Source organism: Brucella tritici (assembly GCF_008932285.1).
GTDB lineage: Bacteria > Pseudomonadota > Alphaproteobacteria > Rhizobiales > Rhizobiaceae > Brucella > Brucella tritici.
This window is the reverse complement of sequence record NZ_WBVY01000001.1, coordinates 292,883-318,028: the sequence shown is the minus strand read 5'-3', so window position 1 is coordinate 318,028 and position 25,146 is coordinate 292,883. Positions and strand designations below refer to the sequence as shown.

Below are 25,146 nucleotides of genomic sequence, written 5' to 3'. Positions count from 1 at the left end.
GGTGTAAATTCGTTGGGCCCGTCCTATAAGCACTGACGCGAATTTTCAAATCACCTCTTTGAGTTGAAGCAACATTGAGGCGAATTATCGCGGAAATCCATTTCGGGAAACAAAGTGGAACAGTCACTTGCAGCGAAATAGTCTCATTGGCGACACGATCCGGAGTCTGGGCTTTCTGAGCCGCCTGCCGCTTCCACAAAGCTGGTTCGAAAACGGTGATGATTCGTTGCCCCGCAATGCCCGCGCCTTTCCGCTCGCAGGAGCGGTACTGGGCCTGCTGGCAGGCGCTGTGCTTTTCGTGGCCTATAAAATGAACCTCCCGCCCCTTGCCTGCGCGCTGCTGGCAATTGGCGCCCTCGCGGCGATGACCGGCGCACTCCATGAAGATGGCCTGGGCGATACTGCTGACGGCTTCTTCGGCGCATCTTCCGTGGATCGCCGGCTGGATATCATGAAAGATTCCCGCATCGGGACTTTCGCCGCGCTGACGCTGATTGTCTTCGTGGGTTTGAAAGCGGCTCTATTGATGGCGATCATCGATCGCGCAGGCACGGGATACGCAGCGCTTGCGCTGATCGGCTGCGAGGCGGCAAGCCGATCAGGCATGCTGGCATTCTGGCACGCCCTTCCTTCCGCGCGTCCCGGCGGGCTGTCCGACAGCGTTGGCCAGCCACAATGGGAGACCGTTGTTTGCGGTTTCGGGATTGGGCTGGTCTTTCTTGTCTTCACGCTCATACCATCGGGCGGTTTTCTCTCGCTCATCAATGCGCTTGTGCTGGCGACTGTTCTGCTTGTCGGCTTTGCCAGACTTTGCATCGCAAAAATCGGCGGACAGACGGGCGACACATTGGGCGCGGCACAGCAGATAGGTGCAGTTGCCGTTCTCGCCGGGCTTGTCATGGCCCTTTGATGCAACCACATTGCATTCATGGACACGACAACCATCGAATCCCCGTGCATATTGGTTTGCGCGATAGATACGGAAACCGGCTTCTGCCTCGGCTGTGCCCGGACGCTGGATGAAATCGCACGCTGGTCCAGCATGAGCGCGGAAGAGCGAATGGCCGTCTGGGCGCTTCTCGCCGACAGGCATGAGATTATTGTAGAAAAGAGAATTGGCTGATGGGGCGCTTTTTCTGGCTGATTATTGCGGCTGTCGCGATTGTTGTCCTGCTGCTGATGTCCAACAATGACAGCGGCTCAACGCTTGGCATGGACAATGACGTGTTTGCCCGCGCGGCCTATCTGGGCATTTGGGGCGTGGTGCTTGCTGCCGGTCTGCTCGGCTCCGGGATCAAGCTGACCGACTTTGCGCGCAATATGGCCATGTGGGCCGTGATTATCCTCGGCCTCGTTGCAGGCTACCAGTATCGTTATGAGCTGCAAGACGTCGCGAGCCGGGTCACGGCCGGGCTGATCCCCGGAAGCCCTATTTCAAGCCGTAATGCCGATGGCACTTTAACCGTCACGCTTGCAAAGGCTGCGAATGGTCATTTCGAGGTCAATGGGCGCGTGAACGGTGAACGCGTTCACTTTCTGGTCGATACCGGCGCATCTTCAGTCGTCCTGTCACAGCAAGATGCAGAGCGCGCAGGTATAGACACGGCCTCGCTCAACTATTCCGTTCCGATCATGACGGCCAATGGCACGGCAAGTGCAGCAGTCATCAACATTGCCACATTGCAGATTGGCGATATCGAGCGCCAGAATGTGCGCGCCATGGTGACCAAGGAAGGCCTGATGACAGGCAGCCTGCTTGGCATGAACTTCCTGCAAACACTCGGCGGCTTCACCGTTCGCGGCGACCAGCTTATTCTGATTGATTAGCGCGCATCCCGAAAAATGTGAAATGTTTTTCGGATAAGATACCTGTCAAAACAAATACTTAGAGCATCGATCTGATCCAATCAGATCGAAACGTGTTCTAAGCAGCTTCTGCTGCCGCTTCAGTCACGACGGCATAGGCCTGACGCAGCACATCACTGTTTGCGCCCGGCTTGGTGGCATCCGTCGAAAGGATTTGCCGCCAGCGCCGCGCACCCGGCTGCCCGGTAAAAAGCCCGACCATATGGCGGCTCACATGCGAAAGCCTGCCGCCTGCTGCGATATGACGATCTGTATAAGCGCACATTTCATCGATGATATCAGCGATCGAGGTAACTGCCTGTCCGCCTCCATAAAGGCGCGCATCCACCTCTGCCAGAATCTCGGGATTATGATAAGCGGCACGACCGAGCATCACCGCATCGGCGGCCTGCAAGTGTTGCTCTGCTTCATCAAGCGTATTGATCCCGCCGTTTATGCCGACGAAAACATCGCCAAGCCGCGCCTTGAGGCGATAGACGCGATCATAGTCGAGCGGTGGAATCTCGCGGTTTTCCTTCGGCGACAGTCCTTTCAGCCAGGCCTTGCGGGCATGGACCCAAAGCGCGTCAGCACCAGCATCAAGTGTCAGATCGGCCAAAGTATCGAGCGCAACTTCCACATCCTGATCGTCAACGCCAATACGGCATTTGACGGTAACGGGCACGGAAACGGCCTCTTTCATTGCAGAGACGCAACGCGCCACCACATCCGGGGTCTGCATGAGGCAGGCTCCGAATGTACCTGACTGCACGCGATCCGACGGGCAACCGACATTGAGATTGATTTCATCATAGCCGTAATCGGCGCCGATCTTCGCAGCTTCTTTCAGCTTCACCGGATCGGAACCACCTAACTGCAGCGCCACAGGATGTTCAGCGGTGTCAAAACCCAGCAACCGGTCGCGTGGGCCGTGAATGATCGCATCCGCCACAACCATTTCAGTGTAGAGCAATGCATGCCTGGAAAAGAGCCGGTGAAAATACCGGCAATGTCTGTCCGACCAGTCGATCATGGGCGCAACGGCAAAGCGCACATCCGGATAGTTGCGTGTTTTTGATTTTATTTCAGTCATTTATACAACAATCCTGAGAATGCGATTCAGTCGCAATCGGCGCTTTCGGCATTTATTTAAATTCGGAAGGGTGCCAAAAGCCACAATTGATCGAAATGATCAAGTTTCGCCAATATTGCAGTCGCCCCTCAATATAGTGAGCCGAAGCGAATTTTCATACCCGATGCGGGAACAGTATCTGCTCCAAAGACTGTCTTCTCACCCAATAAACATTATGATCGATCACGGAAGCATTCTCCCGATTCTCATCTGCGTAGTTAAAGGAAATTCGACGTGACCTCCTTTTCCCCTTTCGGCAAATCATTCGATGCGTTTCTGTTCGACATGGACGGCACGATATTGAGTTCCATCGAAGCGACCGAACGTGTGTGGAGCGAATGGGCTATACGCCATGGCATTGATCCAGTCACATTCCTGCCGACGATCCATGGTGTCCGGGCAGTTGAAACCGTCCGCCGTCTTGCTCTGCCGGGCGTGGACCCGATCCGCGAGGCGGAGATATTGCTTCAGGCCGAAATGGCGGATCTGGACGGCATTGCACCTATCGACGGCGCATATGACTTCCTCAGTTCATTGCCGCAAGACCGTTGGGCAATCGTGACCTCGGCACCACTTGAACTTGCTACCCGTCGCGTCGCCGCAGCAGGACTGCCGATGCCGAAGACCATCGTTTCTGCCGAAGATGTGGAGCGTGGCAAGCCAAGCCCCGAATGTTTCCAGCTTGGCGCGAAACGACTTGGTTTCGATCCGCATAATTGCCTTGTGTTCGAGGATGCGCCAGCCGGTATCGTTGCTGGAGAAACTGCCGGTGCGAGCGTTGTCGTAGTCACCGCAACGCACCCGCATTCCCCAAAGACATCCCATCTGAGCATTGACAGCTATCGCTCACTGCAGCTCGACATTCTGGATGATGGCAGACTGGCGCTGGAACCGACCACGCCAATCTCGGTAGGTTAGATAACCCGCCGTCCCTCTCGCCAGACGGTGCGGATGATCGGAACGTGATCGGCAATCTGCACCCGGACCAGATCAGCCCGTTTGCCGGCGACGATCTCGCCGCGATCATCCAGCCCTACCGCTTTGGCAGGGTTGGCGGAAACCAGACGAATGGCCTGCGGCAGCGAGATATTTTCGGCGACATCTGCGAGAAAGAACGCCGATTGCATCATGCTGGCCGGAATATAGTCCGACGATATGATGTCGAGATTTCCGGCCTCCGCCAGTTCGCGCGCGGACACATTTCCCGAATGTGAACCGCCGCGTACGACGTTCGGCGCTCCCATAAGCACCGACATCCCGGATTCTTTTGATGCCTTCGCTGCCGTGTGTGTCGTGGGAAATTCTGCAACGCGTATTCCCTGCGCCTTTGCTTCCGCGACATGCTCCGGCGTCGCGTCATCGTGGCTTGCCAGAATAACGCCGCGCTGGTGGCACAGTTCGGCAATCGCCTTGCGTGTCGGCGCGGAATATTGCTGGGACTGCCCGATACGCCGCTCGCAATAGAGCCGGAATTCTTCTTCCGAGAATTTCAGCTTGCGGATGAAATAGGTCTTGTAGGTTTCGATATCTGTAAACTGCCGCTGCCCCGGCGCGTGATCCATCAGCGACACCAGCCTGACCAGCGCCTGATTGCCAAACTGTTCGAAGGCCGGAAGACAGTCAGGCGCCGAAACCTCGCAACGCAAATGCAGGAAATGGTCGGCGCGCAGACGGCCCGCATCGCGGCCTTCGGCAATTGCCGACGATAGCTTGCGCATGTCGTCAATGCTCGTCTCGGCGTCGTCATCAAAGCCAATGCGCAACGCATCGAAAACAGTGGTAATCCCGGAAGCGGCAATCTGTGCGTCATGTGCCTGCACGGCGGCAATCGGGTTCCAGCGCACCTTCGGGCGCGGCGCATAGTGTCCTTCGAGGTGATCTGTGTGCAGTTCCACCAGTCCGGGTGTCAGGAAGTCGCCTGCCATATCCTCGCCGACACTGGATGCGCCAGCGGAGATATCGGCGATCTTGCCGTCAACAAGCTTCAGGGAACCGAGAACGACATCGTCGGAGAGCACGATGCGGGCATTGCGCAGAACCGTTTCATTTCCCATTGCTTACGGCCTCCCAACCGCTCGTGAGGCCCGAGCAGACGCTATCTTGCCGCCTGTCAGAGGATGCAGCGAATGAATCTCGAAAGGAGCCCCTTTCTCAGGTTCCACGAACAGAGCGAGATTCGCAACCTCTACGGCGTCATCCAGCAGCGGCGTGAAAAACTCGTCCAGCGTCCGCTCCACGCGAGCGCGGTCCTTCTCCTCCACCGGGCCGGTCAGGGTCATATGAAAGCGGAACTCGTCGAAAACATAAGGATAGCCCCAGCGTTCGATATTGTGGCGCTGTGTCTCGCTGAGACGCTCCGGTCGCCGCTTTGCAATTTCCGCCTCGGTGAGCGGTGCGCGAAACCGGTCGAAGGCAACCACAACATCATTGGCAAGCAGGTTCAGCTCGGCAACCGGCTCTTCCGGCACGAGAGCGAAGAACGGGCCAATTGCGTGCAGTTTCAGACGGGGAATAACGACCGGCGATGCCGACGATGCGAAATGCATCAATGCGGAAAGCAGGTCGTTTTCGGTGTGTTCTTCATCCAGACGGAAGGGAGCCTTCATCGTCGCATGAAAGCCATAACGGCGCGGCTCTTCCGTCAGTTGGGAGATTTCGTCGGTTGCGAGCGAGCGAATCGCTGGCATCTTGACCGGCTCGCCGCTGAACGCATTGCGTCCGAGCCAGTTTGCGGCAACCTTAAGAAGCGCATCACTGGATGGCGGCGTGAAATAAATCGCATAACGCATGTCAAATCCTTAGGCGAGGTTCGCTACACAACGTCAGCAGAACTCCAAAATATCAGGTAATGCATCGTGCTTTTAAAAAGCTATCCCGATTTTGAGGGCGATGCGGTCGGCGGATGCTTACACAATGAATGTGGCAAGTCGATAAAGGCCAGATGACAGTACCCACAAACCAATTTTACATAGCGGCAAATTAGTATAGGCGTTAGCCCCATTGGAAGTGAGGAGACTGACATGGGCGGATTTGCGTCTATCGGCGAATGCATGATCGAGCTTTCTGGCAATGAAGGCGATCAGTGGCGCATGGGTTTTGCGGGTGATACGCTGAACACCGCCTGGTACATGCGGGCGCTGACGGAAAAATCCTACCCTGTCGAGTACGTTACCGCTTTCGGCGAAGACAGCTTTTCGCAGAAGCAGCGCGTGTTCTTGACGTCGAACGGTATCGGCATCGCGCACAGTCCCATCATCGATGGACTTCATCCCGGCCTTTACGCAATCACGCTTAACGGTGCCGAGCGCTCCTTCACCTATTGGCGGAGCGACGCCGCGGCACGGCGTCTCGCCAGCGACCGCGAAGCCCTGGAAAAAAGCCTGACCGGCCGCGACATCATCTATTTTTCGGGCATTTCGATCGCCATCATCCTGCCTGAGCATCGCGAGACGTTTTTCGACGTCCTGCGGGAATGCCGTGCAGCCGGTTCGCGAATCGCATTCGACCCGAATTTCCGCCACCAGCTCTGGCCAGACCGGAAAGTTGCGCAGGAGATCATCAGCGAAGCCATGCGCATCGCGGATATCGCCCTGCCTACATTCCCCGACGAACAGGCGCTCTTTGGCGACAAGGATGCTGGCGCCTGTGCAGATCGTCTTGCCGCACTCGGTGTGAAAGAGATCGTCGTCAAGGACGGCACGGAACCAGCTCTGGTCGTCTCTGGCGATGAAAGGACGCTGGTGCCGTCCGTCGTGGCGCAAGCCGTGGACACTACCGGCGCTGGCGACAGTTTTAACGGTGCCTATCTTGCTGCACGCCTGAACGGGCTTTCTCCGGTGGAAGCCGCCCGCAAGGCGCATCTGGTTGCAGCGCGTGTGGTCGAGATACGCGGCGCGCTCGCTCCGATGGAAACCGCACGCGCCGCTTTTGCTGATTGATTATTTTTCGCGTGAAAAGCTGAAATGGCTGGTCTGGGCGTAAATCTCGCCCGGACGCAATATTGCCTGCGGGAAATAGGAATATTCCAGCGATCCCGGCCAGACCTGCGGCTCAAGGCAGAAGCCTGCATGTTTTCCGTAGGGCTTGCCCATCAGGCCGATACAATCATTGGCCATGGTGTTACCTGCATAGAACTGAACACCCGGCTCCGTCGTGGAAACGTCGAGGCGAATACCGGAACGAGCGCCCTTGACCGAAGCGCATGGGCGTAATGGTCCCCGCGCCGCGGTCATGCAGAAATTGCTGTCATATTCGACCTGACTGCCGTTTTCCTCGAAGCGAATCGGACGGAATTCCCGGAAATCATATGGCGTTCCTTTGACCGGCAGAACGCGTCCGTCCGGAATGAGAGCGTCGTCGACGGGCATATAGGCATCGGCTTCGATCTTGAGTTGATGATCGAGGATATCGCCCTCGCCGCCATCATCCAGATTGAAGTAGCTGTGATGCAGCAAATTGCAGACCGTTGGCTTGTCGGTCACTGCCTCCAGCCGCACGATGAGCGTCCCATCGCCTGTGAGCATATAGGTGCAGCTCACATTCAGGTTGCCGGGAAAGCCCATCTCTCCGTCAGGCGCCACTGTCGCAAGCGTCACGAAATCCGGACCGTTTCCGGTGATCTTCCAGACGCGGTTGCCAAGCCCCTTGCTGCCGCCGTGCAGATTGTGAATGCCCTGAAAATTCGGCTCCACCTCATAGGTCGTTCCGTCCAGATCAAACCGGGCGTTGCGGATGCGATTGGCCGAACGACCTGCAATCGCGCCCAAATGCGGTGAATGGGCCGGATAGTCGGCAAAGTCGCGATAGCCGATCACCAATGGAGCCGCATGGCCCTCCATGCGCAAATCCTGAATGGCCGCGCCCCAATTTATGATCCTGGCCGTCAGCGGGCCGTTGGAGATTGTGAGCCGGTGAACCGCCTGCCCGTCCGGTGCATATCCAAAGATTTCCGAATTCACTTTTGCCTGCCTGTATGTGATGCAGCGATGAGATGCTCATGAAGCCGCATCATCGCGCCGGACGCAAGACACATCGTCGATCAAAGGCCGATTTTAAACCAATCCTGACCGAGCCCACGAACAAGTAGTTTTCACACTATTTTCTTTGCAAGAACCAATGATATTCTGGGTCGTAAATTGCTGATTATTATCACTAAATACTAAATTAGAGGCTTTTCAATGAAATCGAATTTCCAGAAAGTCATGCCTTATATTTTTAGTGAAGAAGGCGGATACGCAGACAATCCTGCCGATCCCGGCGGTGCGACCAATATGGGTATCACCATCGCAACCCTGTCTGCGTGGGACGGGCATCAGGCATCGTCTGAAGATATAAGGGAAATGACACAGGCAACTGCGACCGAAATCTATCAGGCGCAATTCTGGAACAAGATCGACGGAGACAATCTGCCCTCCGGCATTGACTACGCCCTGTTCGATTTTTCGGTCAATTCAGGTCCCGCACGCGCGGCAAGGATGCTGCAAGGCATTCTGGATATGCCCGAAGACGGGATAATTGGCGCGCAGACGGTTGAGGCCGCCAATATGCGGCCCGCTGAAGAGGTCATCAATGCATTGTGCGACGCACGCGCATCCTGGCTGGAAGGGTTGTCCACAGCATCGACCTTTGGAAAAGGCTGGCTCGCCCGTGTCGAACGGGTGCGTTCTCGTGCTCTGGCGCTCGCCGCAAAGTCGCCAGTCACCCACATGGCAGAACCGGTGAAGGATATCGCACCCAAGGCCCGTCAGGGCGATATGGCCGTCACATCTGTTTTGAAGCATCCGGAAGCTTTGGGGACAATGGGGAGCGTGGCATCGGGTGTGGTGGCAATTGCATCGGGGAATAGCCCGGTGCAATACGCTCTGGCAATTGTGATGGTTGCATGTGCTGTGGTTGGTCTTTGGTACTTTGTGCGGCGCGTCAGAAACGAACCCTAGCCCAGTTGTAATAACTCAGTTTTGAGAATATTTCCAAAATTAGAGTTTGTCTTTATGTTGCGCTTCGCGCGTTGCGCGCCTTATATGCGCTTTTGAAAGCTCGGTGCTTATGAAAGTAATATGACTTTCCCTATCACCGGAAAAACGCTAGACACGCGCAAACAGTCAGTTGTGTGCCAACTGTGGCACCGCCATGAATAAAGGAATCGAAACTTGTCCTCTACTTTTGACAAAGTCGCCGACATCATCGCCGAAACCAGTGAAATCGACCGTGACACCATCACGCCAGATAGCCACACCATCGACGATCTGGGCATCGACAGCCTCGACTTCCTCGACATCGTCTTCGCTATCGACAAGGCTTTCGGCATCAAGATTCCGCTTGAGCAGTGGACCCAGGAAGTCAACGAAGGCAAGGTTCCAACTGAAGAATATTTCGTGCTCAAGAATCTCTGCGCGAAAATCGACGAGCTGGTTGCAGCCAAAAAAGGCTGACCCGGCACATAATATGGCGGTATTGAGGGGTGGACAGAAATGTTCGCCCTGATTCCGTTTCTGGTAGTGCGAATTTTTCGCTTGTCAGAGCAGTCTCAGCATCGACGGACAAACGGGACCCATGCAGAACAATAAAGTCGTCATCACAGGTATCGGCATCATCTCCTCGCTTGGCGAAGGGGTCGATGTGCATTGGAACGCTTTCTCCAAGGCTGGCACTGAACCGCGCCTCGAAGAGGAAGCCTTTGCACCCTACACTGTTCATCCATTGGGTGAAGTGGACTGGAGCCTGCAGATTCCAAAGCGTGGCGATCAGCGCCAGATGGAAACCTGGCAGCGCCTTGGCACCTATGCCGCGGGGCTTGCTCTGCAGGATGCAGGCATGAAGGACGACGAGGCGCTTTGCGCGACCATGGATATGGTCGTGGGTGCCGGTGGTGGTGAACGCGACATCACCGTCGATATGCAGATTCTGGATGAAGGCCGCACCCGTAACGATCGCGGCGTCATGCTGAACGAGAAACTCTCGACTGAACTGCGCCCGACCCTGTTTCTGGCCCAGCTTTCCAACCTGCTCGCAGGCAATATTTCGATCGTCCACAAGGTGACCGGTTCTTCGCGTACCTTCATGGGCGAAGAAGGTTCCGGCCTCTCGGCCATCGAGACCGCAGCCGCGCGCATCCGCACCGGTCAGAGCACCCATGCGCTGGTCGGCGGCTCCTACAATGCCGAACATTTCGACATGATTCTCGGTCACGAGCTTGGCGGATTGCTCAAGCATGATGGCTGGGCTTCGCTCTGGCAGCGTGACGGTTCTGCAGGTGGCGGAATGGTTTCCGGTTCCGGCGGCGTGTTCCTTGTTCTGGAAAGCGCTGACCACGCAGCCAAGCGCGGTGCACGCGCCTATGCGGAAGTGACCGGCATCGAAAGTGCACAGATCCGGCGCGACAATGCCGATCTTGCGAACACCATCCGTGAACTCATCCTTGCAGCCAATGGCGGCAAGGACCCGTCCTACGTTGTTTCGGGTGCTTCCGGCGCCCATGAAGCGACCGACGCCGAGAAAACAGCACTGGACGGTCTGTCGGCAACCTATCGCGGCATTTCCGGCCTGACCGGTCATTTGCGCGAAGCGCAGTTCCCGCTCGCGCTGGCACTTGCAGCTATATCTGTCTGGAAGGGCGAGGCTTTTGCACCGCTGGATGCATCCGAAAAGAATGCCGGTGGCCCGATCAGCGAAGCAATTGTCACCGTAGTTGGCGCTACACGTGCCGAAGGCGCAGCAAAGCTGGTGAGAGTATAAGATGACGAAATATACAGACCATCTCGGTCGTCCCATTGTCGCCATTACCGGCGCTGGCGTGGTTTCCTCGCTCGGTCAGGGCAAGGAAGACAACTGGGCTGCGTTGACCGGCGGAAAATCGGGTATCCATGCCATCACCCGCTTTCCAACCGACAATCTCAATACGCGCTTTTCTGGAACAGTCGATTTTCTGGCTGAAAGCGATGTAGGTGCATCGGCACTCTCCGAAGCGCTGGCCCAGCTCGCCGGTGAAGAAGCCCTCGCACAGTCCGGCCTTTCGTCTACCGATTTCGGCGGCCCGCTTTTTCTGGCAGCTCCTCCGGTCGAACTGGACTGGAAAAGCCGGTTTGCGCTTGATGCAACCGTGAAGAATGAAGGCCCGGCAAGCTATCCGCTCCTGCTGGAAGCCTGCCGTCGTGCGCGTCAGGATGACCTCTTCAACACGACCCAGTTCGGCTATATCGCAGAACGCCTGTCGAAAGCTTTCGGCACACGCGGCCTGCCGATCACGCTTTCAACCGCATGTGCTTCGGGTGCGACTGCGATCCAGCTTGGTGTCGAAGCCATCCGTCGCGGCGAAAGCGATCGGGTTCTTTCCATCGGAACTGACGGTTCCGTCTCTGCCGAAGCCCTGATCCGCTTCTCGCTGCTATCGGCCCTTTCCACGCAGAACGACAAGCCGGAAAAGGCTTCCAAGCCTTTCTCCAAGGACCGCGACGGCTTTGCCATGTCGGAAGGTTCCGGTGCGCTGGTGATGGAATCACTCGAAAGCGCCGTAGCACGCGGCGCCAAGGTTCTGGGCATTCTCGCCGGTTGTGGCGAAAAGGCTGATGATTTCCATCGCACACGCTCCAAGCCGGATGCCTCGCCTGCCATCGGCACGGTGCGCGCTGCGCTGGCCGATGCCGGTCTGACCGAAGAGCAGATTTCCTATATCAACGCCCACGGCACCTCGACACCCGAAAACGACAAGATGGAATATCTGGCGCTTTCGACCGTATTCGGCGACAGGCTTGCCTCCATCCCGGTTTCGTCCAACAAGTCGATGATCGGCCATACGCTGACCGCTGCGGGTGCCATTGAAGCCGTCTTCTCGCTTCTGACGATCCAGACAGGCACGCTGCCGCCGACCATCAACTACGACAATCCGGACCCGGCTATTCCGCTTGATGTCGTGCCGAATGTGAAGCGTCAGGCGGAGGTTTCTGCCGTGCTTTCCAACTCGTTCGGTTTCGGCGGACAGAATACGAGCCTTGTTTTGACGGCAAATCCGAATTAATCGGTCCGGCAAATACGAATTTTCCCATGATCCCGGACGGTTCGCCGTTTCCGGGATTATGTCTTGAAAAGGATTACTTCATGCGCGCCTTGCAGCTTCTCGATGATCGCCGCCTTGAAATTACAGATATCGCACCGCCGCCTGCCCCCGGCATTGGCGAAGTGACGGTGCGGATCAAGGCCGTTGCGCTCAACCACATCGATGTATGGGGCTGGCGCGGCATGGCGTTTGCCAAGCGCAAGATGCCGTTGGTTATCGGTGCGGAAGCTTCAGGAGTTGTGGATGCCGTCGGTCCTGGCGTTTCCAATCTCCTGCCCGGCCAGCTCGTCTCGATCTATGGTGCGCGCACCTGCGGGCTTTGCCGCGCCTGCCGCGAAGGCCGTGACAATCTGTGCGAGCATGTCGGCGGTGTACATGGTTTCCATCTCGACGGCTTTGCCTGCGAGGCCGTGAACCTGCCTGCCCGTCTTCTCGTTCCGGCACCTCCCGGTGTCGACGCCATCGGTGCCGCCGTCGCACCTGTAACCTTCGGTACGGTCGAGCATATGCTGTTCGACAATGCCAAGCTGGAGCCCGGTGAAACCGTACTCGTACAGGCTGGCGGTTCCGGCATCGGTTCGGCTGCCATCCAGCTTGCCAAGAAGATGGGCTGCACCGTCATCACCACAGTCGGTTCCGACGACAAGATCGAGAAGGCCAAGGCCCTCGGTGCCGATCATGTCATCAATTACCGTGAAGACCGCTTCGAGGGCGTCGTGCGCAAGCTCACCAAGAAGAAGGGTGTGGACGTGGTGTTCGAGCATGTTGGCGCGGATACCTGGGCGGGTTCGATGCTCTGCATGAAGCGCGGCGCACGTCTCGTCACCTGTGGCTCGACCTCCGGCGTTTCCACCAACATGAACCTGATGCAGCTCTTCCAGCAGCAGCTCAAGATTCTGGGTTCCTTCGGTTGCCGTTTGGAAAACATGGCCGACGCCATGCAGAAAATGGCGCGCGGCATCGTGCATCCGGTCATCGATACTGTGGTTGGCTTCAACGATATCGACACGGCGCTGAAGCGCATGGAAGGCCGCGACGTCTTCGGCAAGATCATTCTCGAGATCGACTGAGTCGCCCACGTCCATGATGTTCAAGCTGAAACTTCTGCTCTTCCGCTGGACCCGCAAGCTGAAGCAGTTCAACTACTGGCTCTGGGCGCAGGCCGTCTTTCTGCTGCTTGGCCTGCTGCGCCTTTTCCCGGCAAAGGCAGCGATCAGCTTTTCCGCCAAAGTGGCCCGTGTGATCGGGCCGCTGACGCCGCGCCACAAGGTTGCCACTGACAATCTGCGCCAGGCCTATCCTGAGAAAACCGACGCGGAAATCGAAGACATCGCCCGCGAAATGTGGGATTCGATGGCGCGCCTCTTCGCGGAATATATCTTCCTCGATGCTGTTTTCGATTTCGATCCCTATTCCACGAAACCGGGACTGGTCGAAGTGGAAGGCATTCCGATTTTCGAACGCCTGCGCGACGAGAAGAAGCCGCATATCTTCTTCACCGCTCATACCGGTAATTTCGAGCTTTTGCCGATCTGCGCCGCGACCTTCGGCCTGAACGTAACGGCCCTCTTCCGTCCGCCAAACAATCCCTATATCGCCGACAAGGTTCTGAAAGCCCGCCGTACCAATATGGGCCATCTGGTGCCGTCGAAAGCCGGGGCTGCATGGTCGCTTGCGCACATCCTCGATGAAGGCGGCAATGTCGGCATGCTGGTGGATCAGAAATTCCGCCGTGGCGTGCCTTCCACTTTCTTCAATCGCCCGGTGAAGACCAATCCGCTGTTGGCCAAGCTTGCGCGGCAATATGATTGCGACGTCTATCCGGCGCGCTGTATCCGCCTGCCCGGCGGACGCTATCGTCTTGAGCTTTATGAACGCATGGAATTACCGCGCGACGACAAGGGCGAGATCGATGTGGCTGCAACAGCGCAGCTTCTAAACGATACCGTCGAAACATGGGTACGCGAATATCCCGGCCAGTGGATGTGGTTCCACAAGCGCTGGGGATAGGATTCCTGCCCCTCATGTGCTAGGGGCTGGCCAAAGTTACGGAGATCACATATGCGCCCCATCGCCATCGCCCCGTCCATCCTTTCCGCCGACTTCGCTCGTCTTGGCGAAGAAGTCGATGCCGTGCTGGAAGCCGGTGCCGACTGGGTGCATATCGACGTCATGGATGGGCATTTTGTGCCGAACATCACTTTCGGCCCGCAAGTGGTGAAGGCGATCCGCCCGCGCACCAAGGCGTTCTTCGATGCGCATCTGATGATTGCGCCGTGCGATCCCTATCTGGCACCCTTTGCCGATGCCGGTTGCGATCTCATCACAATTCACGCCGAAGCCGGCCCGCACACGCACCGTTCGCTGCAGTCGATCCGCGCTCTCGGCAAGAAAGCCGGTCTGGCGCTCAACCCGGCAACGCCCGTCGAGGCGCTGACCAACGTTATCGAAGATATCGATCTCGTCCTCGTCATGACCGTCAATCCCGGTTTTGGCGGTCAGAAGTTCATCGCGCCGATGCTCGACAAGATCAAGCGCGTCCGCGAAATGGTTGGCGACCGCCCTATCGATATCGAAGTCGATGGCGGCATCACGCCGGAAACCGCAGGCTCGGTCGTTGCCGCTGGCGCCAACATTCTCGTGGCCGGTTCTGCCGTTTACAAGGGCAACTCCGTCGAGAGCTACCGCGCCAATATCGACGCCATTCGTGCCGCGGCTGAAGCTGCCCGCAATCGTTAAACTCCCACTTTCTACAGGATGCACCCATGATCCCGCGCTACTCCCGGCCTGAAATGGTCGCCATCTGGTCGCCCGAAACGAAGTTCCGCATCTGGTTCGAGATCGAAGCCTATGCCTGCGAGGCGCTGGCGCAACTCGGCGTCATCCCGAAGGAAGCGGCAAAGACCATCTGGGAAAAGGGTAGCGTGGCGAAGTTCGACGTCGCCCGTATCGACGAAATCGAGGCCGTCACGAAGCATGACGTCATTGCCTTCCTGACGCATCTGGCTGAATTCATCGGCCCGGACAGCCGCTTCGTGCATCAGGGCATGACGTCGTCGGACGTACTCGACACCACGCTCAACGTCCAGCTCGTACGCGCTGCCGATCTGTTGCTTGCCGACATGGACCGCGTTCTGGAAGCCCTGAAGAAGCGTGCTTTTGAACACAAGGATACGGTCCGCATCGGCCGCAGCCATGGCATCCATGCCGAACCGACGACGATGGGCCTAACCTTTGCGCGCTTCTATGCCGAGATGGCGCGTGGCCGCGCCCGCCTCGTTGCGGCACGCGAGGAAATCGCGACCGGCGCTATTTCCGGTGCCGTCGGCACGTTCGCCAATATCGACCCGCGTGTGGAAGAATATGTATGCGCCAAGCTCGGCCTCGAAGCAGAGCCGGTTTCGACGCAGGTGATCCCGCGCGACCGCCATGCAATGTTCTTTGCAACGCTCGGCGTTATTGCCTCTTCGATGGAAAATATCGCCATCGAAATCCGCCATATGCAGCGCACGGAAGTTCTGGAAGCAGAAGAATTCTTCTCGCCGGGCCAGAAGGGTTCGTCCGCCATGCCGCACAAGCGCAATCCGGTTCTGACCGAAAACCTGACTGGCCTCGCCCGTCTGGTGCGCATGTCAGTAACGCCTGCGATGGAAAACGTGGCTCTCTGGCACGAACGCGATATTTCGCATTCCAGCGTTGAACGTGCGATTGGCCCGGACACCACCATCACGCTCGACTTTGCGCTCAACCGTTTGGCCGGCGTGATCGAAAAGCTGGTGATCTACCCGGACAACATGCTGAAAAACATGAATAAGTTCCGCGGTCTGGTGCACTCCCAGCGTGTGCTTCTTGCACTCACGCAGGCAGGTGTGTCGCGTGAAGACGCTTATCGTCTGGTGCAGCGCAATGCCATGAAGGTCTGGGAACAGGGTGCCGACTTCCTTGAGGAACTGCTGGCCGACACAGAAGTGCGCGCGGCTCTTTCCGAAGACCAGATCCGCGAAAAATTCGATCTCGGCTATCACACCAAGCATGTAGATACGATTTTCAAGCGCGTCTTCGGTTGAGATTTCGGCTCTGACGGCCTGCAAATCGCGTCTTACTGCGCTTCCGGTGCTCACGTAGTTATTCTATTCGCATGGTCTTGTCCGAAAAGTCTGCAACTTTTCGGGACCATGCGTGAAGCACACTGCGCTCCGGTTCTCGCAAGCCACGATTTTCGGCACGTCATAACCAAAATCTGCGCCCTCTTTTAATTGGTTCATAATTTGAATCCGAAAAAAGCCCCATGCTTATGAAAACATGGGGCTTTTTTTACATTCTGAAGATCGGCTAATTACGCCTTGGTCTTGATCGTGTTGACCACGTTGCCCCATGGGTCCACGAAGGTGCTGTTATTGCCGCCACGCGTGTCTTCCAGCTCAACCCAGCCGAGGCCGGTTCGATCCTGGTCACGCTTGCCAGCACCGGCACTCTGCCAGGCATTGGCAGCGATATGGTGATGGTAGCGCCCAGTGGACATGAACACAGCCCGGTCACCATAGGTTTGAACGGTTTCGAGGCCGAGTTCATTGTGCCAGAAGGTTTCAGCTTCATGGGCATTGCCGACACGCAGATGAACGTGACCAACCACGGTGTTCTGCGGTGCGCCGTCCCATTCTCCGCCCTCGCGCTTGATGACATCGAGCAGATTTCCGACATCGAGCGGATCAGTGCTCATGGCAACCCGGTCGCCATTCCATTGCCACTCATTGTTCGGACGGTCTGAGTAGATTTCGATACCGTTACCCTCGGGGTCGGTCAGATAGATCGCTTCGCTCACCTTATGATCCGATGCACCGCTGACCGGCAATTGCTTGTCGATGGCGCGGCGCGACCAGCGCGCGAGATCGCCACGAGTCGGCAGCAGAAATGCGGTGTGATACAGACCAGCGCTGCGCGGATCGTCCGGTTTGGCAGCCGAAAACTGCTCAATTTCCATCAATTCGCGGTCGCCGGCGCCGAGTACAATCGACGCGCCACGGCGGGTCATCTCGCGCAAGCCAACGACATCGCGATAATATTCAGCCAATGTTTCGGCATCGCGCGCCCTCAGGCCAACACGTGCCACACGCATAGGCGTGGTCATTGCGAATGGAAGCGGAGCAACCGGACGTTCCGTTTCGACTGCCGTTGCTCTCAAATGCTGTGTCATGTCGCCCTCCTTCGACGGCATTTCTGCACGAACAGGAAGAATGTTGGCCATTACAGCAGTCCCGGCAGCGCCGAGAATCTTACGTCTGCTGATTGCCATCTCATTATCTCCGTCGCGTTTCAAATCTTGCCTAAACATCGCCATTTGGAGCGTGTTTCACAAGATCGCGATCAGCGAACAGGCTGTTCATCATTCGCACGCCTTCTATGCTAAGCATACAACAAGCACGGCTTGAAGAAGTTACAAAGCCTCTCTAAATGGGAAGCCATGAAAGTCAAAGACGCAGATATCCTCATCATCCCCGGCTATACCAATTCCGGCCCCGACCACTGGCAGACCCGTTGGGAGAGTAAACTCTCGACGGCGCGGCGTGTCGAGCAGGCCGAGTGGACCAAACCTGTTCGCGACGACTGGATTGGTGAAGTCGTCAAGGCTGCCAATGCAGCGACAAGGCCGATCGTTCTCGTCGCGCATTCGCTCGGCGTCGCAACTGCGGTTCATGCCTTGCCGCATTTTCAGCACAAGGTGGCCGGAGCCTTTTTTGTGGCGCCTCCGGACGTTTCAAACGACAAAATCCGCCCCAAACATCTGATGACGTTCGGCCCCTACCCGCGTGAACGCCTGCCATTCCCAACGATTACTGTGGTCAGCCGCAACGATCCCTTCTCCAGCTTTGAAGCTGCCGAAGATGTCGTGAAGGACTGGGGTGCAATGCTGATCGACGCTGGCGAATCCGGGCATATCAACTCGGAATCCGGGCATGGACCTTGGCCGGAAGGCTCGATGGTATTCGCCGAGTTCATGACGCAGCTACAAGCGCCCAAGCATCACTGATGTTTACTCATACTGCATGAAAAAGGCGGGCCACGAGCCCGCCTTTTCTTGTTCAATACCATGCAATGGAATTAGGGTCAGGACCTATTAATTTGGTGAAAATGGTGTGAGGCCATCCATTCGGATACGAGGAGAAAAGGCGAAGGAAATGTGGTTCATTTTCGAGCTTTTTCGACAAAGTAGCCGGTTGGATGGACCACATCCTCTGGACACCGAAATGACTGGCGATCTGCTGCGTCGAACCGCTTGACCGGGGAAACCACCCCGTTCTTCGCGTCTCTCCTAGCAGCCCTTGTCATTTCAGGTGCCATTTCCATCAAATTAATAGGTCCTGCCCCTAGTCGCGAACCGCTTTCGTCAGCGTTTCCGCTGCAAGCCGGATATAGCCGCCATCATTGCTGAGCGTCAGGAAGCGGAAACCAAGCGGAATGTAACGACGCGCAAACTCCGGTGACGGTGAATAAATACCGGCGATCTTTCCTGCCGCAGCGGCCTTGCGGGCAATATTGCCGATAGGTTCCACAATCGCATCCGAATTCGGATTTGCCTCACGCCCGTTGCTCCACGCAATGGAAAAATCAGCCGGTCCCACGAAAACACCGTCGATGCCGCGAACATCCAGAATGGCATCCAGCGCATCATAGGCATCGCGCGTTTCGATCATTGCGAAGGCAAGTGTGTCGTGATTTGCGGTCGTCAGATAATCGTTGGAACCCGGCGCACCGTAATCCGCATTGGCCCGGAACACGCCCCATGAGCGCTCGCCCACCGGCGGATATTTCATGGCGGCCGCAAACCTGCGGGCATCCTCGACCGAATTAATCATCGGAGCGATGACCGCCTGCGCGCCAAAATCCAGCGCACGGCTCGCCATATCGAAACGTCCGACAGGAACGCGCACGACCGGCGGCTTGCCAGCGTTCAGGATGAGACCAAGAGAGCGAAGAACACTCGCCTCGTCATGACCGCCATGCTGCATGTCGAGCGTTACGGCATCGAAGGCGCTATGGGCGAGAATTTCGACCGTCAGGGGTTCAGGAAGGGAGGACCATGCGGAAAGCACTGTTTCCCCGGCGCGAAGGCGCGACGACAACGACATTCGAATTTCCTTCATTTCAAAAGTTCAGGGCGGAAATGCCACCAGCACGTCCGCCCTGAATTATTCATCAATCCTGCTTCACCTGACGAACGGCTTCCTCAAGGAAAGCGAACATCTTTTCGCGGATTGCTTCATCGCTTACGCTAACGCTCGCCGCATCGAAGTCGGCGCGAATTTTGCGGAAAACATCCTCATCGCCAGCTTCCTCAAAGTCAGCGGCAACGACTTCCTTGGCATAGGCTTCGGCATCCGCATCCTTCTTGCCAAGCTGGTCAGCAGCCCAGAGTCCCAGAAGCTTGTTGCGGCGTGCCTCCGCCTTGAAGCGCAGTTCCGCATCAAGCGCGAATTTCTTTTCAAAAGCGTCGCGGCGATCATCCATGCCAGTGGTCATTCATAAAGCTCCCAGACTTACAAGTTAGAAGAGATCGTCATCCGTTCTCTTGCCTAAAGCTGGCAAGGGGCGCAAGATTATACAAGAGCTAAAGACTACTTTCTTGCGACTCATGCATAAACTTGCATCAGAAACAGCGAAAACGGGGGAACGGGCACAAAGCAGGATTGTTAAAAGCCCACAATTGCTATAGGTAGCCCGCGAGAATAGCGGCTTAGAGCCGATCACCATAAATATGGAAATCCGAGAAAAGCCATGAACCGTCGCCGCCGTATTTACGAGGGCAAGGCCAAGATTCTTTATGAAGGCCCTGAACCCGGTACGCTCGTCCAATTTTTCAAAGATGATGCAACCGCTTTCAATGCAAAGAAGCATGAAGTCATCGACGGAAAAGGCGTGCTGAACAACCGCATTTCCGAGCATATTTTTACCCAGCTCAACCGCATTGGCATTCCAACGCACTTTATCCGCCGTCTCAACATGCGTGAGCAGCTGATCAAGGAAGTGGAAATCATTCCGCTTGAAGTGGTTGTGCGCAATGTCGCCGCCGGTTCGCTTGCCAAGCGTCTTGGCCTTGAAGAAGGCACCGTGCTGCCGCGCTCGATCATCGAGTTCTATTACAAGGCGGACGCGCTCGACGACCCAATGGTCACCGAAGAGCATATCACGGCTTTCGGCTGGGCAAGCCCGCCGGAAATCGACGACATCATGGCGCTCGCCATTCGCGTCAACGACTTCCTGACCGGCCTGTTCCTCGGCATCGGCATCCAGCTTGTCGATTTCAAGATGGAATGCGGACGTCTCTGGGAAGGCGACATGATGCGCATCGTCGTCGCCGATGAAATTTCTCCGGACTCTGCACGTCTTTGGGATATCACCACCAATGACAAGCTCGACAAGGACCGTTTCCGCCGCGACATGGGCGGACTGGTCGAAGCCTATCAGGAAGTGGCTCGTCGTCTCGGCATCATGAACGAGAACGACACGCCGCGCCCGGCTGGCCCTACGCTTGTAAAGTAAAATGATCCGCCCAGCCCGGAAGGGCATGATCCTGAACAGTCGACACGGTTTTCGGGATCATGCCAAATCAAGCCTTCCGGGCTGTTTCATTCGTTCTAGAATTGCAGGAACTACAGAGTGATCAAGGCACGCGTCACCGTTACACTGAAAAACGGCGTTCTCGACCCGCAGGGCAAGGCAATCGTCGGCGCGCTCGGCAGCCTCGGTTTTGATGGCGTCAACTCGGCTCGTCAGGGCAAGGTTTTCGACCTCGAACTGAATGGTTCTGACAAGAGCAAGGCCGAAGCCGACCTGAAGGCCATGTGCGAAAAGCTGCTCGCCAACACGGTGATCGAAGACTATTCCATCGCCATCGCCTGAGCCTAGCAAAGGAAGCAGACGCCATGAAATCCGCAGTCATTCTTCTTCCCGGTCTCAATCGCGATCGCGACATGATCGCAGCGCTCACCAAGATCACCGGTCAGGCGCCGGTGACCGTCTGGCAGACCGATACGAGCATTCCCGACGATGTGGACCTGATCCTGATTCCGGGCGGCTTCTCCTATGGCGACTATCTGCGTTGCGGCGCGATTGCAGCCCGTATGCCGGTGATGCAGGCCGTTCGCGAGAAGGCCGAAAAAGGCGTCATGGTCATGGGCGTGTGCAACGGTTTCCAGATTCTCGTTGAAGCCGGACTTCTGCCGGGCGCATTGATGCGCAATGCTTCGCTGAAGTTCGTCTGCCGCGAAGTTAAGCTCGAAGTAACCAACGCCAACACGTCGTTCACGCGCGGCTACAAGCCGGGCCAGATCATCCGCTGCCCGGTCGCGCATCATGACGGCAATTATTTCGCCGATGCCGAAACGCTGAAGCGTCTCGAAGGTGAAGGCCAGGTTGTATTCCGCTATGCTGAAGGCACCAATCCGAACGGATCGGTCAACGACATCGCCGGTATCGTCAACGCACGCGGCAATGTGCTCGGCATGATGCCGCATCCTGAAAACCTGATCGAAGCCGCGCATGGCGGCAATGATGGTCGGGCGCTCTTCGCAGGCGCATTGGGCATTGCTGCGTAGGCTTGCAGACAGATAAACGGAAAAGGCGGCTTCAATCGAGCCGCCTTTTTTGTTGCGCGTGTTTCGCCGCAAAACTGCACTGGCAAAGCATCTATTTTCGTGGCAGCTTGGCTGCGGGAGGGTTCCAACGGAAGAGAAAACGTCGGGATCGCCCCATATTTGTTTCATGCGCTATCCAAGCAAGAGCGTTCACATTTTTGCTGGAAATGCCTCGCACATTTTAGCGATAACGAATCAGGGGAACTTAATTCATGCAGCTTTATTCCAGACCTCTTTCCCCTTACTCGGCCTTTGTCCGCGGAGTTCTTTACCTGAAGGACCTGTCTTTCAAGCCAGTGAGCCTACCCTACCCTTTTCCAGCCGATTTCGGCAATGTAACGCCGCTTCGCCGCGTACCCGTGCTGATTACCAGTTCCGGTGAAACACTGTTCGAGGGAGCGGTGATCGCCGAATATCTCGAAGATCACTTTCCAGAAACGTCCGTGCTGCCCGGCACGCCGCGCGAGCGCGCGCTTATTCGTCTCCTTGCCCGCGTGACGGAACTGGACGTGCTTGGCCCCGCGATGAAGCTTTTCATCCTTTTGAGCAAACCCGAGCGCGACGATGCAAGCATCGAACGCCTGTTCGAAAAGATGCATACCGGCCTGAAAGTGGTCGAAAGCCGTCTTTCAGACAAAGCCTATGCTGCTGGAGACGAACCGACGCTTGCGGATTGCTGGATCTTGCCGGTACGTTTTCTGATGGAACCGTTGAAGAAGCTCTCGGGCAAAGCGGATTTGCTGGACGAGTTCCCGAAGTTTGATGCATATGCCGCCAAGGCAAAACAGCATCCGGTTTTTGAGCGCATCTGGAACGAGATGAGCGACGGACTGAAAGCTTTCATGCCGCAACTAGTGGATTGAATTTGACGTTTGAATGCCGACTGAATGAGATGCTGTTTCAAACGTCAAATTCGAAAAATCCACTAGATACATAAAGTTTCTAGTGGTCTTTGTGATTCCGACATTTGCTCGGCGCCTGTATCAGAGGGACGCAAATGTCGGAATCAGACCACTAGCCTGACACTGTTTACCCCACCTCTCATGCGTGCCTTTTGAAGGCACGCACTATCGGAGCCCCTCCTTGAAGACCAAGACTTTCGCTCTTCTGGCCGTCCCGGCCATTGCATTGCTTGCAGCCTGCACTTCCAGCAAGCCCACGGGGCCCATCGCCGTAGACGCCAGCAAGGCGGCACTGCCTACCATGGAGCGCATTGCGCTAGCAGCAAATAGCTGCTGGTTCAAATCGAAGGACAAGGATTTCCGCGGTTACTCACTCGCACCGGAACTGAACTCCTTCACAGGACGCCCGCGTATTCTGGTCGTTCCAGCCCATAATCCGGCATTACGCCCGCTGCTCGTCGTACATGCGCAAGGCAATCCGGCTCGCGTCGAAGCCTTCGGCCCGATGATGCAGGAAGGCCACGGCGGCAGGATCGCCGCCGACGTCAACCGCTGGGCTTCAGGCCAGAGCGGCTGCCAGTAATCAAGCCGTCGCGGAAAGCTGCTTTCCGCGACGCATCTCAACGCAAGTGAAAACGCACCTTGCGCGCTTCGCGCTCTGCTTCGTCGCGCTGTAGTCCGATGTCGCGCAACTGATCATCTGTCAGTTCGCCCAACCTGATCCGGGTGCGCCGCAGTATCATTCGATAAGACATCCAATCTATAACGCGCCGTACATATCCGACTTGCGGCTGGGACGCCGTCGTCAGATTGACCTGCAAAGCTTTTGGCAAATCCGTGACGCTGTCAGCCTCGGGCACAGGAAGAATTGTATCTATTGTCTCGGTCTGCGGTCTAAAGTAGAACATTGGCTCGGTCCATTTCATTGCCAGTTGGGCCAGTTGGGCCAGTTGGGAGCTGGGCAGCAGTGGAGGCAAACCTTATGTTTAGCTCGATGTCTGCATTGTCACCAAGTAGCGACGAATTGACTCTATAATTGACTTAGCAATAGGTACAATTTATAAGTTGTCACCATGACAAATTGGATTCCATATCTTGCCGGTAAATCCGGCCCGTTTTATCTGCAGCTTGCCGACGCCATCGAAGAGGCTATCGGCAACGGCGGTTTGCCTGCGGGTGCCAAACTTCCCCCGCAACGCAACCTCGCTTTCGACTTGAAGGTGACAATCGGTACAATCGGTCGTGCTTATGCACTGGCCCATGAACGCGGCCTCGTGACGGGCGAAGTCGGGCGGGGAACCTATGTGTTGGGTGAAGAACCGGCAGACAATGCGCTCGCCGCCTCCGGCATCGCTGGCACAAAGCCTGCTGACGTCCCATCCGGGAAAATACGTTTCGACACGACTGCCGCTCCAGATGTCGGCCAGCACGAAGTTCTGGCCAAAATCAACGCCGACGTTCACCGGGATTTCCCGCAGGATATTGCAAGCTATTCGCGCTACTTCCCGCAGCACTGGCTGGAAGCCGGGCAGAAATGGCTTTCGCGGGCTGACTGGCGGCCAGACCTCGACAGTATTGTCGTTACCAATGGCGCGCAGGCTGCGAGCATCGCAATCATCACAGCCTTCACGAATCCGGGTGATCGCATCCTGTTCGAAAATCTGACCTATGCGCAGATCAGCCGCTCCGTGCGCCTTCTCGGACGCCGTACCATTCAGGCCGGTCTGGATGAATATGGTCTGATCCCGGAAGAATTCGAACGGGCCTGCCGCCAGCAGCATCCCACCCTCGCGTTTCTGATGCCGACGCTGCACAATCCGACATTATCCGTCATGCCTGAAGAACGGCGTCGCGCAATCGCCGACATCGCAAGGCGTTACAATGTCTGGCTTATCGAAGACGATATCTATGGCGTCATGTGCGACAGCCAGATTCCACCCTTGGCAAGTTTTGCGCCTGAACGCACCTTTGTCGTCTCCGGTCTGTCGAAGGCCGTTGCCGCAGGGATACGCAGCGGCTGGGTCGCCTGCCCTGCGCATTGCGCCCAACGTGTGAAGGTAACGCACAAGATGGTCACGGGCGGCGCAGCGTTTTTGCTCGCCGAAACCGGCGCTCAGCTTGTGTTGTCAGGTGAAGCAGACGCCATTCACAGCAAATGCCGCGAAGAAACAGTCATTCGCGAAAAAATGGCGAGAGAAATCTTCGACGGTTTCGATTTCGTATCCCGCCCGACAATTCCGTTTCTGTGGATGGGACTGCCCGAGCCGTGGCTTTCAGGCACATTCAAGGCGGCCGCCTATGAAAGCGGAATCCTGATCGATGATGAAGATGAGTTCAAGGCCGGTCGTGTCGATCAGATTTATCATCGGGTCCGCATTGCCTTTTCTTCTCCCGCCGATCGCAGCGTCGTCGAAAACTGTTTTCTGACGCTCCGTCGCCTGCTTGAAAACGAACAGGCAGGATATGAAGGGAGTGTCTGACCGCGCGCGCTTGCGTGCGATTATTATGGATATTCGATGAAGGGCTGGAAAAGCGGTATTTTCCTGTCGCACTTCGTGAAAACATAGGTTAAAGAGGCGCCTT

General features: G+C 56.6%; 28 protein-coding genes. 20 read left to right on the top strand and 8 right to left on the bottom strand.

The features are described from left to right. Positions 1–127 precede the first annotated feature (127 nt). The 3 genes from F9K94_RS01635 to F9K94_RS01625 are packed head-to-tail and all read left to right on the top strand — an operon-like array spanning position 128 to position 1,827. A complete protein-coding gene (locus F9K94_RS01635) occupies positions 128–910 on the top strand; it encodes an adenosylcobinamide-GDP ribazoletransferase (RefSeq protein ID WP_151643274.1) in 783 nt (260 codons plus the stop codon). Between the two features lie 18 nt (positions 911–928). Then, entirely contained in the window at positions 929–1,123 is a 195-nt protein-coding gene (locus F9K94_RS01630; RefSeq protein ID WP_151643272.1) for a DUF1289 domain-containing protein, read from the top strand. After that, positions 1,123–1,827, top strand: a complete 705-nt coding sequence (locus tag F9K94_RS01625) for a TIGR02281 family clan AA aspartic protease (protein WP_151643270.1) — start codon at positions 1,123–1,125, stop codon at positions 1,825–1,827. Before F9K94_RS01630 ends, F9K94_RS01625 begins: the two co-directional genes overlap by 1 nt. A gap of 97 nt (positions 1,828–1,924) precedes the next feature. Here F9K94_RS01625 and dusA read toward each other — a convergent pair whose 3' ends face one another. After that, entirely contained in the window at positions 1,925–2,938 is a 1,014-nt protein-coding gene (dusA, locus tag F9K94_RS01620; protein WP_151643268.1) for a tRNA dihydrouridine(20/20a) synthase DusA, read from the bottom strand. 273 nt (positions 2,939–3,211) lie between these two features. Between dusA and F9K94_RS01615 the strand changes: the two genes are divergently transcribed. Further along, a complete protein-coding gene (locus tag F9K94_RS01615; protein ID WP_151557372.1) occupies positions 3,212–3,895 on the top strand; it encodes an HAD family hydrolase in 684 nt (227 codons plus the stop codon). Here the strand turns inward: F9K94_RS01615 and F9K94_RS01610 are convergent. Then, the gene (locus F9K94_RS01610; protein ID WP_151643266.1) at positions 3,892–5,031 is read right to left on the bottom strand and encodes an alpha-D-ribose 1-methylphosphonate 5-triphosphate diphosphatase; all 1,140 of its coding nucleotides are present in this window, start codon (positions 5,029–5,031) and stop codon (positions 3,892–3,894) included. The genes F9K94_RS01615 and F9K94_RS01610 overlap by 4 nt on opposite strands. Positions 5,032–5,034: 3 nt before the next feature. After that, the gene (locus F9K94_RS01605; RefSeq protein ID WP_151643264.1) at positions 5,035–5,766 is read right to left on the bottom strand and encodes a DUF1045 domain-containing protein; all 732 of its coding nucleotides are present in this window, start codon (positions 5,764–5,766) and stop codon (positions 5,035–5,037) included. Between the two features lie 231 nt (positions 5,767–5,997). Between F9K94_RS01605 and F9K94_RS01600 the strand changes: the two genes are divergently transcribed. Further along, the gene (locus tag F9K94_RS01600; protein ID WP_151643262.1) at positions 5,998–6,915 is read left to right on the top strand and encodes a sugar kinase; all 918 of its coding nucleotides are present in this window, start codon (positions 5,998–6,000) and stop codon (positions 6,913–6,915) included. Here the strand turns inward: F9K94_RS01600 and F9K94_RS01595 are convergent, their stop codons facing one another. After that, entirely contained in the window at positions 6,916–7,935 is a 1,020-nt protein-coding gene (locus F9K94_RS01595) for an aldose epimerase family protein (protein ID WP_151643260.1), read from the bottom strand. A gap of 219 nt (positions 7,936–8,154) precedes the next feature. Between F9K94_RS01595 and F9K94_RS01590 the strand changes: the two genes are divergently transcribed. The 8 genes from F9K94_RS01590 (at position 8,155) to purB (ending at position 16,096) form a co-directional block, all read left to right on the top strand. Beyond that, the gene (locus tag F9K94_RS01590) at positions 8,155–8,913 is read left to right on the top strand and encodes a glycoside hydrolase family 108 protein (protein ID WP_151643258.1); all 759 of its coding nucleotides are present in this window, start codon (positions 8,155–8,157) and stop codon (positions 8,911–8,913) included. Between the two features lie 213 nt (positions 8,914–9,126). After that, the gene (locus F9K94_RS01585) at positions 9,127–9,408 is read left to right on the top strand and encodes an acyl carrier protein (protein WP_006466638.1); all 282 of its coding nucleotides are present in this window, start codon (positions 9,127–9,129) and stop codon (positions 9,406–9,408) included. A 121-nt stretch (positions 9,409–9,529) separates the two neighbouring features. Then, positions 9,530–10,711: a beta-ketoacyl-ACP synthase gene (locus F9K94_RS01580; protein WP_151643256.1), complete on the top strand. Its 1,182-nt coding sequence runs from the start codon at positions 9,530–9,532 to the stop codon at positions 10,709–10,711. A 1-nt stretch (position 10,712) separates the two neighbouring features. After that, positions 10,713–11,990, top strand: coding sequence for a beta-ketoacyl-ACP synthase (locus F9K94_RS01575; RefSeq protein WP_151643254.1), 1,278 nt, complete (start codon positions 10,713–10,715; stop codon positions 11,988–11,990). Between the two features lie 80 nt (positions 11,991–12,070). Continuing rightward, positions 12,071–13,099, top strand: a complete 1,029-nt coding sequence (locus F9K94_RS01570; RefSeq protein ID WP_151643252.1) for a zinc-binding dehydrogenase — start codon at positions 12,071–12,073, stop codon at positions 13,097–13,099. Positions 13,100–13,112: 13 nt separating this feature from the next. Further along, entirely contained in the window at positions 13,113–14,039 is a 927-nt protein-coding gene (locus F9K94_RS01565; protein WP_151643250.1) for a lipid A biosynthesis lauroyl acyltransferase, read from the top strand. A 51-nt stretch (positions 14,040–14,090) separates the two neighbouring features. Next, on the top strand, positions 14,091–14,768 hold the full coding sequence (rpe, locus tag F9K94_RS01560) for a ribulose-phosphate 3-epimerase (protein WP_151643248.1): 678 nt from the start codon (positions 14,091–14,093) through the stop codon (positions 14,766–14,768). Positions 14,769–14,794: 26 nt separating this feature from the next. Then, complete coding sequence (gene purB / locus F9K94_RS01555; protein ID WP_151643246.1) at positions 14,795–16,096, top strand: adenylosuccinate lyase; 1,302 nt, start codon at positions 14,795–14,797, stop codon at positions 16,094–16,096. Between the two features lie 269 nt (positions 16,097–16,365). On the opposite strand, the gene F9K94_RS01550 is transcribed toward purB, so the two are convergent. Beyond that, the gene (locus tag F9K94_RS01550; RefSeq protein WP_407922018.1) at positions 16,366–17,322 is read right to left on the bottom strand and encodes a VOC family protein; all 957 of its coding nucleotides are present in this window, start codon (positions 17,320–17,322) and stop codon (positions 16,366–16,368) included. Between the two features lie 168 nt (positions 17,323–17,490). On the opposite strand from F9K94_RS01550, the gene F9K94_RS01545 reads away from it, so the two are divergent. Beyond that, on the top strand, positions 17,491–18,057 hold the full coding sequence (locus F9K94_RS01545) for an alpha/beta hydrolase (protein ID WP_061345420.1): 567 nt from the start codon (positions 17,491–17,493) through the stop codon (positions 18,055–18,057). A 337-nt stretch (positions 18,058–18,394) separates the two neighbouring features. On the opposite strand, the gene F9K94_RS01540 is transcribed toward F9K94_RS01545, so the two are convergent. Both F9K94_RS01540 and F9K94_RS01535 read right to left on the bottom strand, forming a co-directional pair. After that, positions 18,395–19,162: an HpcH/HpaI aldolase family protein gene (locus F9K94_RS01540; RefSeq protein ID WP_029376246.1), complete on the bottom strand. Its 768-nt coding sequence runs from the start codon at positions 19,160–19,162 to the stop codon at positions 18,395–18,397. 61 nt (positions 19,163–19,223) lie between these two features. Next, positions 19,224–19,547 carry a DUF1476 domain-containing protein gene (locus F9K94_RS01535; protein ID WP_151643243.1) on the bottom strand — a complete coding sequence of 108 codons (324 nt, stop codon included), beginning with the start codon at positions 19,545–19,547 and terminating at the stop codon, positions 19,224–19,226. Between the two features lie 255 nt (positions 19,548–19,802). Between F9K94_RS01535 and purC the strand changes: the two genes are divergently transcribed. From purC to F9K94_RS01505, 5 genes are all read left to right on the top strand, one after another. Continuing rightward, positions 19,803–20,567 carry a phosphoribosylaminoimidazolesuccinocarboxamide synthase gene (purC, locus tag F9K94_RS01525; protein ID WP_010661209.1) on the top strand — a complete coding sequence of 255 codons (765 nt, stop codon included), beginning with the start codon at positions 19,803–19,805 and terminating at the stop codon, positions 20,565–20,567. Between the two features lie 117 nt (positions 20,568–20,684). Further along, positions 20,685–20,927: a phosphoribosylformylglycinamidine synthase subunit PurS gene (gene purS, locus F9K94_RS01520; protein WP_061345423.1), complete on the top strand. Its 243-nt coding sequence runs from the start codon at positions 20,685–20,687 to the stop codon at positions 20,925–20,927. Between the two features lie 23 nt (positions 20,928–20,950). After that, the gene (gene purQ / locus F9K94_RS01515) at positions 20,951–21,622 is read left to right on the top strand and encodes a phosphoribosylformylglycinamidine synthase subunit PurQ (RefSeq protein ID WP_151643241.1); all 672 of its coding nucleotides are present in this window, start codon (positions 20,951–20,953) and stop codon (positions 21,620–21,622) included. Between the two features lie 251 nt (positions 21,623–21,873). After that, entirely contained in the window at positions 21,874–22,524 is a 651-nt protein-coding gene (locus F9K94_RS01510; protein WP_151643239.1) for a glutathione S-transferase family protein, read from the top strand. A gap of 220 nt (positions 22,525–22,744) precedes the next feature. Next, a complete protein-coding gene (locus tag F9K94_RS01505; RefSeq protein WP_151643237.1) occupies positions 22,745–23,146 on the top strand; it encodes a hypothetical protein in 402 nt (133 codons plus the stop codon). 37 nt (positions 23,147–23,183) lie between these two features. On the opposite strand, the gene F9K94_RS01500 is transcribed toward F9K94_RS01505, so the two are convergent. Next, on the bottom strand, positions 23,184–23,471 hold the full coding sequence (locus F9K94_RS01500) for a DUF1127 domain-containing protein (protein ID WP_235920556.1): 288 nt from the start codon (positions 23,469–23,471) through the stop codon (positions 23,184–23,186). 165 nt (positions 23,472–23,636) lie between these two features. Here F9K94_RS01500 and F9K94_RS01495 point away from each other — a divergent pair, with 165 nt between their 5' ends. Then, positions 23,637–25,043: an aminotransferase-like domain-containing protein gene (locus tag F9K94_RS01495; protein WP_151643233.1), complete on the top strand. Its 1,407-nt coding sequence runs from the start codon at positions 23,637–23,639 to the stop codon at positions 25,041–25,043. Positions 25,044–25,146 lie beyond the last annotated feature (103 nt).